Genomic DNA, 13609 nt, shown 5'->3' on the forward strand with positions numbered 1-13609 from the left:
TAGATGCATGGGTGACGCTCCTCTCATGAATTGGATTAACTTACCTTTTTGACAAAAGAGTTATAAACCCTTTTTTATAGAAAAAAAAACTTCCCGCACTTAAGCAGGAAGTCCTAAGTAGTAACCAGAATTGCAGGTATTTTGAAATTCTTGTTCCGCACAGGAAAAAAACATGCATTTATGCAGGAATTCTATGTCATTAAGGTTTCTGTCGGGGCATTTAGTTGCAATTGCATAAACAATAAGACGCGTACCCTTGGCTCGAACCGATGCCGGGAGTACGCTTTTTTTGAGGCCAGTTCATTAACGGGAAACCCCCCCGTTAATATTGCGCATTTCGTCCATATGGGTACAATTAGGCGGAATTTCTCCAGCTAATTCTGCTAAAGTGGCGCCGAGAGAAGGCCACAGTTCCAAATTACCTGGAGATTCTCCAGGTAAATGTGAATCGCGTGCCTCCCGGCTCGAATTAACGTGAGGATTCCCCGTTAAATCTCTACGCCCGCCCCGGAGGGGGCGGGACAAAGCTAACGACGGATGGTTCGGTCGGGTGGATAATAAGGACACACTCCGTCGCGCTGCGTTAGCTTAGTTGTCAATATTTCTCTTGCTATGAAAACGCAATCTATCCCTGCCAGGCGTGTTATAATGCTCATGAATCAGACCGGCGGAAAGGGGGCGACATGATCGTGGGCGGCATTTACCGTAAATATTTCAAAAACAATCTGTTCATGAAAATCATCCTGTTCTTTTCCATGATCATGATCCTGACGATTATAACCTTCTCCTATCTGATGTATCAGGTGATGTCGGAGGCGGCCGTCGAGCGGCAGATGGACGTTCAGAAAAGCGCAATAGAGAGCGTTTCCAATTATGTCGCCGGGAAGTACGAGTCGGTTCACCGTATGCTGCGGGACATGTTCCGCGACCGGGAGCTGGCTTACAATACGGCCTATTTTCTGGAGCACCCCTATCAGGATTACATCAGGTATCGATTGGACCGTTTTTTCAGCGACACGGGGACGGGCTCCACAACGGATACGGTCCAGTATTTCCGGAACCGGGTCGAGGACGACCATGATATCATGAGCCTTATGCTGTACAGCGCGGATTTGCAGCAGCTTTACGTCTACAACAGCTTCAAGCAATTCAAAATCGTACCCACGAACGCTTCCCGCTCCTATGTACCCGAAGTCATGTACCTGGATGAGGACGCCAAAGTCTCGCTGCCGAATGTTTGGATCCGCAAAACGATCGGCATGCCGGAAACGCCGATGTATTCGGTAAGGGTTCCCGTCAACAACAATCAGTCCCTGCGGAATATGGGGCAGCTGGTCGTCTATTTCGACACGGCCCGCGTGCAGGAGAGCCTGGCGCGATATAAGGATAACTTAAAGGGTCAGATTTTGGTCCTTTCGGGCAAAGGCGAGGTGCTGTTCGACAGCTCGGGGATGTATTACGGCCAGAAGTATCCGTATTTCGAGCAGGTGAATTCCGTTTACGACAACGGGACGATAGGGAACGGGCTGATCGTGACGAAGCTAACGCAAAGTCAGGGCGGGTTTACCGTCCTCAGCACGGTGCCGGAGGAAGAACTGGCCAAGACGTACCGGGGGCTACGGAACACGATCGTAACGATCAGCGCGATTTGCATTATGGTGGCAATCATCCTGCCGTCTCTGTTTATCAGTAATTTTGCCAAACGGACTTACGGCATCGTCCGCTTCACCCGGCAGGTGAGAAACGGTGATCTGACCGTCCGGATCAAGGATGACCGCGATGACGAACTCGGCCTGATCTCCAAAAGCTTTAACAGCGTGCTGGATAATCTCAACATCTACATTAACCGGGTGTACAAAGCGGAAATCAAGCAAAAGCAGGCGGAATTGAAAGCGCTCGAATCCCGGGTGAACCCCCACTTTCTGTACAATACGCTGGAAGTGATCCGCATGCGAGCCGTGTCCCAAGGGGCCAAGGATGTCGGCGAGATGATTTACAGCCTGTCCATGCTGTTCAAAAACTATGTGCAGCAAAAGCGCAACTACACGCTGAAGGATGAATTGGAGGCGTGCCGGCTTTATCTCGAGCTGTTCCGGATTCGTTATAAGGACAGGCTGTCCTATGAAGTTTATTGTGACAAAGAGCTGGAGACGAAGCCCGTATTAAAAATGTCCCTGCAGCCGATCATCGAGAATTACATCATTCACGGGCTGAGGACCGACCGGGCGGACAACGCCGTCTCGATTTCCGTCCTTCCTTCGGAAGGGAGAATGATTCGCGCGGAGGTGAAGGATAACGGGCGGGGCATTCCACCGGACAGGCTGGAGGAAATCCGTCTCGGGCTGCACAAGCCCGATGAGTACGCGGAGTCCTTCGGGCTGCGTAGCATCCATGAACGGTTGAAGCTGCTGTACGGGGAGACCTGCGGGGTGGAAGTAAGCAGCGTAGAGGGCGAAGGTACGACGGTGGTCGTGACTTTTCCCGAACTGGAGGAGGGTGACCTGAATGTATAAGGTATTTTTGGTGGACGACGAACCTTTTATCATCGAAGGCTTATACGATATCGTCGATTGGTCCCGGCTGGGGATGGAGATCGTAGGACACGCCGAGAATGGCAGCGACGCGCTACAAGCGCTCCATGAGAAGCCGGCCGACATTCTCATTACCGATATTTCGATGCCGCAGATGACCGGTCTGGATTTGATTCGCGCGTCGCGTGAATTCAAGCCGGATCTGAAAGTCATCGTGCTCAGCGGGTATGACGAATTCGCCTATCTGAAAGAAGGCATGGCGCTGGGCATCGAGAACTACTTGCTGAAGCCGATTAATCTGGAGGAATTCACGGCTACCCTGACCACGGTTCGGAACAAGCTGGACCTGACCCGGACCCATGAGGCCTTCAATGAATACAGCACCCGTATCCTGCGGGATAATGTGATGAACCGGTGGATGTATAACCAGATCGGTGTTCAGGAGTTCCGGGAAAGAGCCGATCTGTTGGGGCTTAACCTGGACAAGCCTTGGGTGCTCGTGTCCCTGCTCCGTGTCCGGGAGGCCCCTGCCGCCGACATCTATAGCCGGGTCGAACGGGAGCTGAAGGGCATACCGGAGGTCATTCCGTTCCGGGACAACGACGGGGATTTGGTGCTGCTTCACAATTTTGAGGAGCCCGGCCGGGGCGGGCGGGAAGCGAAAGAACTCATCAGCCTGCTGGCCGCAAAGCTGTCTCCCCATCGCCTGCAAATTTCGCTCGGCAGCGTGGAAGAGAAGGAGGAACGGGCTTTTATCAGCTATGAGAATGCGAAGAAAGCCCAGGAGTACTTCATGATTTCTCCCGAGCTTGGAGTGATCAGTCATGAAGAATTAAAGGACCGGACCGAGAGGGCCCGGGCGTCTTCGATCGACTGGAGCGAAAGCACGAGGCTGCTGCTTGCCCGGGACCAAGAGGGGCTGGACGCCCTGATCGGCCGGGAGCTTTCGAGGCTGGGGGAACAGGGCGCAGTAACGCCGGCCTACCTGCAGGAAATCGCCCTGGAATGGATGCTCCGGTTCAAGATGGAGCTGCAGGAGGTCCGCCACACGGAGGACCCGGGGCTATTTACGGGCGGAATTGAAAGGATAAGGTCGGCGGATACGTTGGAGGAACTGGCCGAGATTGTCAAAAGAACCGCCGCATCGGCCATCGAGGCTTTAAACCGGGACGTCAAGAGCCCGGTCGTTCAGCAAGTGCTGAACACCATTCATGAGGGGTACCATCAGGACCTTTCGCTCAAAACGCTGGGCAATACGTACAAAATCCATCCGGTGTACTTGGGGCAGCTTTTTCATAAGGAAGTCGGGGAGTCCTTTACCGAATACGTCAACCGTTATCGCATCGAGAAGGCGAAGGAAATGCTGAAGACGACGCACCAGAAAGTCCATGAAATCGCTCGTCAGGTCGGCTACTGGGAGACCGGATATTTCTATAAGCAATTTAAGAGATATGTGGGGATATCTCCAACGGAATTCAAAGGGCTTGGCTAGCGAACGTTTCGCTGGCAGGCTCTTTTCTTTATTTTGAACACGATTTATTTATTTTATCTTCTATTTGAAAATGCTTTCATGTCATAAAGTGAAACTAGATTAAGTGGTTCCACATCAAAAGGGAGGTTTACTAAGATGAGCAAAAAAAGAAAAAGCTTCTCCATGCTGCTGGCTTCGTTGGTTGCGCTTACGTTAATTGTTAGCGCTTGCGGGGGCGGAAGCAAATCGGAGGGCGACAAAACCGGCAATGCGGCGGGTTCGGGCAATTCGGCCAAAGCCGAGAAGCCGGTCGAACTGATCTGGTACACGATCGGTGCTCCTCAAAAAGATTTGGATCGCGTCGTGGAGGAAGTCAACAAGTACACCTTGGAAAAAATCAACGCAACCATCGATATGAAAATGATCGACTTCGGTGACTATACGCAAAAAATGCAGGTTATGGCCGCTTCCGGCGAGCCGATGGATATCATGTTTACCAGCTCGTGGGCTTTTGATTATGTGCAAAATGCCCGCAAAGGCGCTTTTATGGAACTGGATGAACTGCTTGAAAAGCATGGCCAGGGCATCAAAGAAGCGCTTGACCCGGCGTTCCTCGAAGGCTCCAAGGTCGACGGACACAACTATGCGATTCCGGCCAACAAGGAACTGCCCGCTCAGGAGGTTTGGCGCTTTAACAAAGAACTGCTCGATAAGTACAATTTGGATCTAAGCCAGGCCACTACGATGGAAAGTCTGGAGCCGATGCTCAAAACGATTAAGGAGAAAGAACCGGGCATTACCCCTTACGCGATGGTGAAAGACTTCATGCCGGTCATGCCTTTCGACTATGTCATCGAAAAGATGCCGATGGCCGTGTATCTCGATACGAAGGACTACAAAGTCGTCAACATGCTGGAAACGCCGGAAGCCAAATCGGCGCTTGAAACCGTTCGCAAATACTACAAGGCCGGTTACATTTCTCCGGAAGTAGCAACCACGACCTCGGTGGAAGATTTGTATAAATCCGGGAAGTGGTTTATGGACCGCGCGTCTACCCAGCCGCTCGCCGATAACCTCTGGTCCGCAAGTTACGGTTACCCTGTCGTTTCCACGCCGGCCGGTAAGCCTTACATCTTTAACTGGTCCGTAATGGGATCCATGCAGGCCATTTCCGCGAACTCCGAGCATCCGGAGAAAGCGATGGAATTCCTGAATCTGCTGAACACCGACCCTTACTTGCGTAATTTGATCGATTCCGGGATTGAAGGCGTTCACTATGAAAAAGTGAACGATACAATGATCAAAAATTTGCCGGAAGGCAAGAACTACGACATGCCGACGTTCTCGTTGGGAAACATCATGATCACTTATCTGAACGAAGGCGACTCGGACAACAAATGGGAAGAGTTCAAAAAATTCAACGCGTCCGGCATCAACGCTCCGCTGCTGGGCTTCAACTTTGATACTTCCGCAGTGACGAATGAAATCGCCGCCGTACAGAACGCGAAAGAAGAATTTTGGTCTTCCCTGATGACAGGAACGGTCGATCCGGACGAGTATCTGCCGAAAGCAAACGAAAAACTGAAAGCGGCCGGTCTCGACAAAATTATCGCCGAAGCGCAAAAACAAATCGACGAGTGGAGAGCCGCAAACAACAAGTAATCGGCATCAGGCACTTGGAGGCATAGAGAAGATCGGGCGGGTGATGAGCCTTACGCCCGGTCTTTTTCACACTCCGTGCGATAAAATTTTAGCGATCAGGAGGGATTCGCGTGAAAAGGGTAGGCGGTTTTTTTCGGGATATCAATACAAATAAAGTCATGCTGTTCATGGTTCTTCCGGGAGCGTTATGGTTCCTCTTCTTTTCGTATCTGCCGATGTTCGGCACGATTATCGCCTTCAAGCAATACCGCTTCAGCCGGGACGGATTCTGGGCCAGCATCGTCAACAGCAAATGGGTCGGTTGGGACAACTTCAAATTTTTGTTCAGCACGAACGATGCGTTCGTCATTACGAGAAACACGCTGCTTTACAACATTGCGTTCATTTTTCTGGGCCTGTTCCTTTCCGTGCTGATGGCCGTGGTATTGAGCGAAATCGCCAACAAGCGGCTGGCCAAGATTTATCAGACCGGGATGTTCCTACCTTACTTTCTGTCCTGGGTTATCGTCGGCTATTTCGCTTTCAGCTTCCTCAGCGCCGACCGCGGGCTGCTGAACCAAGTTTTTAAATCCTTCGGCGCCGAGTCGATGCAGTGGTATTCCGACCCTAAAGTATGGCCCTATATTCTGATTCTGGTCTATTTGTGGAAGGCTGTCGGCTACAACAGCGTCGTTTATCTGGCGGCGATCATGGGGATCGACAAATCGCTGTATGAAGCGGCGATGATCGACGGGGCCAGCAAATTTCAGCAAATCCGCAATATTACGATTCCACTGCTGAAGCCGATCATTACGATCATGACCTTACTGGCAATCGGAAAAATCTTCTACGCGGATTTCGGATTGTTCTTCCAGGTACCGCGAGACTCCGGCGCACTCTATTCGGTAACGAACGTAATCGATACTTACGTTTACCGCGGGCTGAAAACGACCGGGGAGATCGGCATGAGCACCGCCGCGGGTCTGTACCAGTCGGTCGTCGGCTTTGTGCTGGTGATGACGTCCAACTATATCGTGCGCAAATACGACAAGGATAGCGCCTTGTTCTAATACATCGAAAGGAGTGGGTAACGTGTCTGCGAGAACTGTCAAAGTACGCGATTTTCATCAGTTATCGACGCCATGGAATGTGGTGTTCAACCTTTTTGCCGGTATTTTCGCCTTTCTCTGCGTGTTTCCGTTTTTGTTCGTCGTCATTATTTCCTTCACCGACGAGGGCGTGCTGGCGCGCGACGGCTATAAGCTGATTCCGTCCCAATGGAGTCTGGAAGCTTACCGTTATGTGTTTCAAACGGGGGACACCCTGCTTCGTTCCTACGGCGTGACGATCTTCGTCACGGTAGTGGGGACGATGATCAGCTTGCTGTTCATCGCTTTTTACGCTTACGCGATCTCGCGCAAAAGCTTTAAATTCCGCAATTTCTTTGCTTTTTTCGCGTTCTTCACCATGTTGTTCAACGGCGGCCTGGTGCCGACGTACATCATCGTGACCCAATTGCTCCACCTGAAGGATACGATTTGGGCTTTGATTTTACCGTTGGCGGTGAACGCGTTTTACATCATGATCCTTCGTACGTTTTACAGTACCAGCGTACCCGACGCCATCATCGAATCGGGCAAAATCGACGGGGCCGGGGAATTCCGGATTTTTCTCAAGCTGGTCCTGCCGCTGTCCCTTCCGGGTCTCGCCACCATCGGTTTGTTCAGCACATTGGGCTACTGGAACGATTGGTTCAACGCCTTGCTTTATATCGATAATCCGAATCTGGTGCCGCTGCAATCCATGCTCATGCGGATCGAAACCAGTATGCAGTTCATTTTGCAAAATTCGCAAAACAGTTCGCTCAGCCTGGAGGCGCTGCGTTCGCTGCCTCAGGATACGTCGCGCATGGCGATGGTGGTGCTTGCGACGGGGCCGATTATTTTCGCATATCCGTTCTTCCAGCGTTACTTCATTCAGGGTCTGACGGTAGGTGCCGTTAAAGAATAAGATCATCCGGAGGAGAGAGTGGAAACCATGATCTACAAAGACAAAACCAAACCGATTGGGGAGCGGGTAGAGCACCTGCTCGGGCTGATGACTTTGGAAGAAAAGGTCGGTCAGCTGATCCAGCCGTTCGGCTGGCAGACCTATGAGCATATAGACGGAAAAATAAAGCTGGCCGAGTCGTTCAAACGGCAGGTCGAGAACGGCGGCGTGGGCTCGCTGTACGGCGTGCTGCGGGCCGACCCGTGGACGGGCGTCACGCTGGAAAGCGGGCTGTCGCCGCGCCTCGGCGCGGAGGCGGTCAACGAAATTCAGCGCTACGCGATCGAACACTCGCGCCTCGGGATTCCGATTCTGATCGGGGAGGAGTGCTCACACGGCCATATGGCCATCGGGGCGACGGTTTTCCCCGTCCCGCTGTCGCTCGGCAGCACCTGGAACGTCGATCTGTACCGGGAGATGTGCCGGGCAGTCGCCCGGGAAACCCGCAGCCAGGGCGGCGCGGTGACGTATTCCCCGGTGCTGGATGTCGTCCGGGACCCGCGCTGGGGGCGGACGGAAGAATGCTTCGGGGAGGACGCCTATCTGATCGGCCAAATGGCCGCGGCCTCGGTGGAAGGGCTGCAGGGAGAGCGGCTGGACAGCGAAGACAGCGTCGCCGCGACCCTGAAGCACTTCGTTGGCTACGGCAGCTCCGAAGGCGGCCGAAACGCGGGACCGGTGCATATGGGGCGGCGGGAGCTGCTTGAGGTCGACCTGCTGCCGTTCCGCAAAGCCGTGGAGGCCGGCGCGGCCTCGATCATGCCGGCTTACAACGAGATCGACGGCGTGCCCTGCACGACCAACAAGGAATTGTTGGACGGCGTGCTCCGCGGCGAGTGGGGCTTTGACGGCATGGTCATAACGGATTGCGGCGCGATCGATATGCTGGCGTCCGGCCACGATGTGGCCGGGGACGGAGAGGAGGCCGCAATTCAAGCGATTGAGGCGGGCATCGATATGGAGATGTCCGGCGAAATGTTCGGCAAGCACCTGGCGGAAGCGGTTCGTGCCGGCCGATTGGATACCGCGGTGGTGGACCAGGCGGTCCGCCGCGTGCTGGAGCTGAAGTTCCGGCTCGGCCTGTTCGAGGCGCCATATGCCGACCCGGCGCGGGCCGAGGCGATGATCGGAAGCCGCGAACATGTGGAGCTGGCCCGGAAAATCGCGGGCGAGGGCATTGTGCTGCTGAAAAACGAAGGCGGCGTGCTGCCGCTGTCGGCGGCGGCCGGCAAGATCGCTGTCATCGGCCCGAACGCCGACGCCCATTACAACCAGCTCGGCGACTACACCTCTCCGCAGCCGAGGTCGAAGGTCACGACCGTGCTGGGCGGAATCCGCGGCAAGCTGGCGGACACGCCGGAACGGGTGCTGTATGCGCCGGGCTGCCGGATTAAAGGCGACTCCCGCGAAGGTTTTGAGTTCGCCCTGTCCTGCGCGGAGCGGGCGGACACGGTCGTGATGGTCGTCGGGGGCTCCAGTGCCCGCGATTTCGGCGAAGGCAGCATCGATCTGAGAACCGGGGCTTCCAAGGTCACCGGTAACGCCGAGAGCGACATGGACTGCGGCGAGGGCATCGACCGGATGTCGCTGCGGCTGTCCGGGGTGCAGCTGGAATTGATCCAAGAAGTCCACAAACTGGGCAAGCCGCTGATCGTCGTATATATTAACGGCCGGCCGATCGCCGAGCCCTGGATCGACGAGCATGCCGATGCGATTCTGGAAGCCTGGTACCCCGGCCAGGAGGGCGGACACGCCGTCGCCGACGTGCTGTTCGGCGATGTCAATCCGTCCGGCCGGCTGACGGTCTCGATTCCGAAGCATGTCGGCCAGCTTCCGGTGTATTACAACGGCAAGCGTTCGCGCGGCAAAAGATACCTGGAAGACGATGCGCAGCCGCGCTACCCGTTTGGTTACGGGCTGAGCTATACGGAGTTCGGCTATGCGAATCTGACCGTACAGCCTGCCTCGATCCCGCCGGACGGAACGGCGAAGATCGCGGTGGACGTGACGAATACGGGAAGCCGGGCCGGAGCGGAGGTTGTGCAGCTTTACGTGACCGATGTGGCCAGCGCCGTGACAAGGCCGGCTATGGAACTGAAGGGCTTCCGCAAAGTTTACCTGGGGCCCGGCGAGACCCGGCGGGTGGAATTTACCGTCGGTGCGGAGGAATTGCAGTATATCGGCCGCGATTACAAGCCGGTCGTGGAACCGGGGGAATTCCGGATTCATGTCGGCAGGCATGTGAACGAAACTTGGAGCGCCAAGCTCATCGTGCGGGAGGGTTAAGGGATGGAACGGATCAAACGGTTTATTCGGGAACTGGCGGACGTGCAGTGGTTGGAGGAGATCGCGCTGCAAGATTGGAGCATCACTACCTCTATCTACGAAGTTCCCGGCAGATACACCGCGGAAGCGGCGTATCCGGAAGGCGGGAATTACGCAAGATTTCCGAGTACGCAGGGAACGACGTATTTCTTTCGGACCCGGCTGTCGGTTCCCGACGAATGGCGGGGCAGCCACACGGGTCTGGTCTTCGCCTCCGGTGGCGAAGGACTGCTGCGGATCAACGGCAAGTCGTTTCAGGGGCTGGACCGGAATCATACGTTCGTAACACTGCCGCAAACCGAAGCGGGGGAAGCGCTGGAGCTGGAGATCGAGCTGTTTGATCCGATTCCGGAGCCGGTCGATCCGCTCAACCGTCAGGCGGTCATCCATCCCCCGATCTCGGCGATCGACAGCCGGCTTGTGAGGGTGAACCGGCCGGTACAGAGCCTTATGTATACCGCGACCGTGGTACGCGATTCGGCCGTGCTGCTGCCCGAGCAGGATTTCCGGCGCACCCGGCTGTTCGAGGCGCTCCATACGGCCATGGACGAGTTTACCGGGCTGGATGAAGCGGCGATTCGCGAAGGCCGCGCCATCGCGGAAGTGGAAGAGCGGCTTGCGGCACGCGTCAAAGCGATCGGCGGTAACGCCGAGGGGCTGATCCATATGGTCGGGCAATCCCATATCGATATCGCCTGGTTGTGGCCGGCCCGGGAAACGGTGCGCAAAGCGAGCCGGACCTTCTCGACGGTCGACGCCTTAATGCGCGAATACCCGCAGTACCGGTACGCCCAAAGCCAGCCGCAGCTGTTCGCCTACTTGAAGGACAATGATCCCGATCTTTACGCGCGGGTGAAGGAGCGGATCCAGGAAGGGCGGATCGAACTGGTCGGCGGCATGTGGGTCGAACCGGACCTGAACCTGCCCAGCGGGGAATCGCTGATGCGCCAAATGCTGTACGGGCAGCGGTTTTATCTGGAGGAGTTCGGCCGGACCTCGGATATCGAGTGGCTGCCGGACACATTCGGTTACTGCGCCTCGCTACCGCAAATTTTACGTCACGGCGGCGTCCGCTATTTTATGACGACCAAGCTCGGATGGAACGACACGAACGTGTTCCCGTACGATTTGTTCCACTGGGTCGGCATCGACGGGACGCCGATGCTCTCCTATTTGAATCACGGCGTCAACGAGAACACGCTGCCCAAAGATGTTCATGATCATTGGCAGTCTTACCGGGAAAAAGCCGTTCATCCCGAGCAAATGCTGCTTTACGGGCATGGCGACGGTGGTGGTGGCGTCACCCGCGAGATGCTGGAATATATCGACCGCGCCGAGCTGATGGTCGGCCAGCCGTCCAGCGCGTACAGCACGGCCGCGGCGTTCTTTGCCGGGATGGAGGCGGTACGGCCGCAGCTACCGTCCTGGCACGGCGATCTGTATTTGGAGCTGCATCGGGGTACGTACACGACCCATGGCCGCAACAAACGGAATAACCGGAAGGCGGAAATCCTCTATCGCGAAGCGGAGGTCTGGAACACGCTGGCGGCTCCGGCGATGCCGGAGGAGCGGCGGCGCGAGGCGCGGTCCTTGCTGGAGGACGGATGGAAGCTCATTCTGTTGAACCAGTTTCATGACATCATCCCCGGATCGGCGATTACGGAAGCGTATGAGACGTCCGAGAAGGAGTATACGGAGATTTTCGAAAAAGGCCGCGCCGGATTGGCACAGGGGCTGAAGGCGATGGCCGGACAGGTGGCCACGGCAGGCGAGGGTAAGCCCTATATCATATTTAACAGCCTTGGTTGGCCGCGCGAGGCGGTGGTCGAGATCCGCGACCATGGGTTTGTTGGAGACGTTGCCGCCTTCGACGAAAACGGGGGCCGGCTTGACCTGGAGTTGGACCGGTTGTCCGGAACGGTTGGCGAAGAAGGAGCCGCCTGCGTTCGCGTGCCGGAAATTCCGGCTTTCGGCTACAGGACGATCTGGCTGCGAAGCGGAGCGGCGCCGGCGGGAGCCGTAGATTCGGCCGCCGCGTCCCGGGAGCCGGGGGTAGGAGCGGAGGCTGAGATCGGGACGGAGGCTGAGACCGAATTTGAGAACCGGACGCAGACGCAGACTCAGACCGAGACCGGAGAGCATTCCTTCTCCGGTGCTTGGGAAACGATACATTACCGGCTCAAGTTCAATGAACGAGGGGAAATCGTCAGCTTGTGGGACAAAGCGGCGGACCGGGAGATCGTGAAGCCGGGCGAAGCGGCCAACCGGTTTCATTTCTTCCATGACCGTCCGACCCTCTGGGACGCCTGGGATATCGACAGCCGTTACGAACAGCAGCCCGCCGGACGGGCGGAACTGCTGGAGAGCAGGCTGGTCTCCCGCGGACCGATCCGCGATGTGCTGCGCTTCCGCTGGAGCATCGGCCAATCGGAGATGACGCAGGACCTGATCCTGTATCATCATCACCGGCGGATCGACTTCCGCACCAAAGTCCGCTGGAACGAAGCCCATAAGCTGCTGAAGGTCGGTTTTCCGATCGATGTCGTGACCGATAAAGCGACCTACGAAATTCCGTTCGGTGCGCTGGAGCGGCCCACGCACCGCAATACGAGCTGGGAGCAGGCGCAGTATGAAGTGTGCGGCCACCGGTTCGCGGACGTTTCGGAGCGGGGATACGGAGTCAGCCTGCTGAATGACTGCAAATACGGCTACGACGTACAGGGGAGCACGATTCGCCTCTCCCTGCTGCGGGCGCCGAAATGGCCGGACGTGACCGCCGATTTGGGCGAGCACGAGTTCACTTACTCGCTGTATCCGCATGCCGGCGATTGGCAGACGGCGCACACGGTGCGCGCCGCGGCCGAACTGAACCACGAGCCGGCAGTAGCCGCCTGCGAAGCCCGGGCGGAAGGGGAAGGATCGCTGCCGCCGGTACAGTCGCTAATCGGCTTTACGGGCCGGCACGCGGTGCTCGATACGGTCAAGCCGGCCGAAGACGGCAGCGGCGTCGTGCTGCGCTTCTATGAATCCGCCGGCGGACGCGAACGTGCGGAACTAACCTGGAACCTGCCGCACGGGCAAGTTTTCCGGTCCGACGCGCTGGAGCGGGAGCTGGAGCCGGTGGAGGAGAGCGAAGGGCGGATCTTGCTGGAGTTTGCTCCTTACGAAATCAAGACCCTGAAGATAAAGAGCTAGCCCGAAGGGGCAGGGAGAGGATAACGGCTTTAAGAGGCGCTATTTTGTCGAAATTGGCTCTTTGGTGTGAAATAGCGGTCATTTGGGGCCTTATATTAGAGAAAGTCGGGCAAAAACCGGATTTTTGGGCTCGCACCAGAGAAATAGGGCCCTTTTTAGCCGCTATTCTTTCCGAAAAAGCGAATCTGGGCGAAATAGCGGTCAAAAACGCCGCTAATATCGGCGAGTGACAAGAGAAATTTACGGGTGGGTGTCAGATCCAATGTGTCAGGTTGGATTAACGGGATTTTCTCTCGATAATTACTAGCCTTTGTGGCTGCAGGGATGAATTAGGTGGAAAAGCTCCAGTTAATTTCCCGAAATAGGGGGATTTTGCGTCTGGGAGCGTGGAATAAAT

General features: G+C 56.0%; 8 protein-coding genes. All 8 read left to right on the forward strand.

What is annotated here, in order from left to right; genetic code table 11:
• The first annotated feature begins 683 nt into the window (after positions 1 to 683).
• The 8 genes from LBW89_RS05030 (at position 684) to LBW89_RS05065 (ending at position 13442) form a co-directional block, all read left to right on the forward strand.
• Positions 684 to 2513 (forward strand): sensor histidine kinase, encoded by a 1830-nt coding sequence (locus LBW89_RS05030; RefSeq protein ID WP_148455287.1) that lies wholly within the window; start codon positions 684 to 686, stop codon positions 2511 to 2513.
• A complete protein-coding gene (locus tag LBW89_RS05035; protein WP_148455289.1) occupies positions 2506 to 4023 on the forward strand; it encodes a response regulator transcription factor in 1518 nt (505 codons plus the stop codon). Before LBW89_RS05030 ends, LBW89_RS05035 begins: the two co-directional genes overlap by 8 nt.
• Before the next feature lie 135 nt (positions 4024 to 4158).
• Entirely contained in the window at positions 4159 to 5664 is a 1506-nt protein-coding gene (locus tag LBW89_RS05040) for an ABC transporter substrate-binding protein (RefSeq protein WP_148455291.1), read from the forward strand.
• 158 nt (positions 5665 to 5822) lie between these two features.
• On the forward strand, positions 5823 to 6713 hold the full coding sequence (locus LBW89_RS05045; protein ID WP_211373340.1) for an ABC transporter permease: 891 nt from the start codon (positions 5823 to 5825) through the stop codon (positions 6711 to 6713).
• 22 nt (positions 6714 to 6735) lie between these two features.
• Positions 6736 to 7653 (forward strand): carbohydrate ABC transporter permease, encoded by a 918-nt coding sequence (locus tag LBW89_RS05050; protein ID WP_148455295.1) that lies wholly within the window; start codon positions 6736 to 6738, stop codon positions 7651 to 7653.
• A 27-nt stretch (positions 7654 to 7680) separates the two neighbouring features.
• Complete coding sequence (locus tag LBW89_RS05055; RefSeq protein WP_225038684.1) at positions 7681 to 9978, forward strand: glycoside hydrolase family 3 N-terminal domain-containing protein; 2298 nt, start codon at positions 7681 to 7683, stop codon at positions 9976 to 9978.
• Between the two features lie 3 nt (positions 9979 to 9981).
• A complete protein-coding gene (locus tag LBW89_RS05060; RefSeq protein WP_225038685.1) occupies positions 9982 to 13212 on the forward strand; it encodes an alpha-mannosidase in 3231 nt (1076 codons plus the stop codon).
• Positions 13213 to 13256: 44 nt separating this feature from the next.
• Positions 13257 to 13442: a hypothetical protein gene (locus LBW89_RS05065; RefSeq protein WP_148455301.1), complete on the forward strand. Its 186-nt coding sequence runs from the start codon at positions 13257 to 13259 to the stop codon at positions 13440 to 13442.
• Positions 13443 to 13609 lie beyond the last annotated feature (167 nt).

Origin of the sequence: Paenibacillus sp. alder61 (assembly GCF_020179875.1) — a bacterium.
Classification (GTDB): Bacteria; Bacillota; Bacilli; order Paenibacillales; family Paenibacillaceae; genus Fontibacillus; species Fontibacillus faecis.

What these genes read in the sequence shown, in the direction of transcription:
- LBW89_RS05030 (WP_148455287.1), top strand. Translation starts at nt 684, where the DNA reads ATGATCGTGGGCGGCATTTACCGTAAATATTTCAAAAACAATCTGTTC.
- LBW89_RS05035 (WP_148455289.1), top strand. Translation starts at nt 2,506, where the DNA reads ATGTATAAGGTATTTTTGGTGGACGACGAACCTTTTATCATCGAAGGC.
- LBW89_RS05040 (WP_148455291.1), top strand. Translation starts at nt 4,159, where the DNA reads ATGAGCAAAAAAAGAAAAAGCTTCTCCATGCTGCTGGCTTCGTTGGTT.
- LBW89_RS05045 (WP_211373340.1), top strand. Translation starts at nt 5,823, where the DNA reads ATGCTGTTCATGGTTCTTCCGGGAGCGTTATGGTTCCTCTTCTTTTCG.
- LBW89_RS05055 (WP_225038684.1), top strand. Translation starts at nt 7,681, where the DNA reads ATGATCTACAAAGACAAAACCAAACCGATTGGGGAGCGGGTAGAGCAC.
- LBW89_RS05060 (WP_225038685.1), top strand. Translation starts at nt 9,982, where the DNA reads ATGGAACGGATCAAACGGTTTATTCGGGAACTGGCGGACGTGCAGTGG.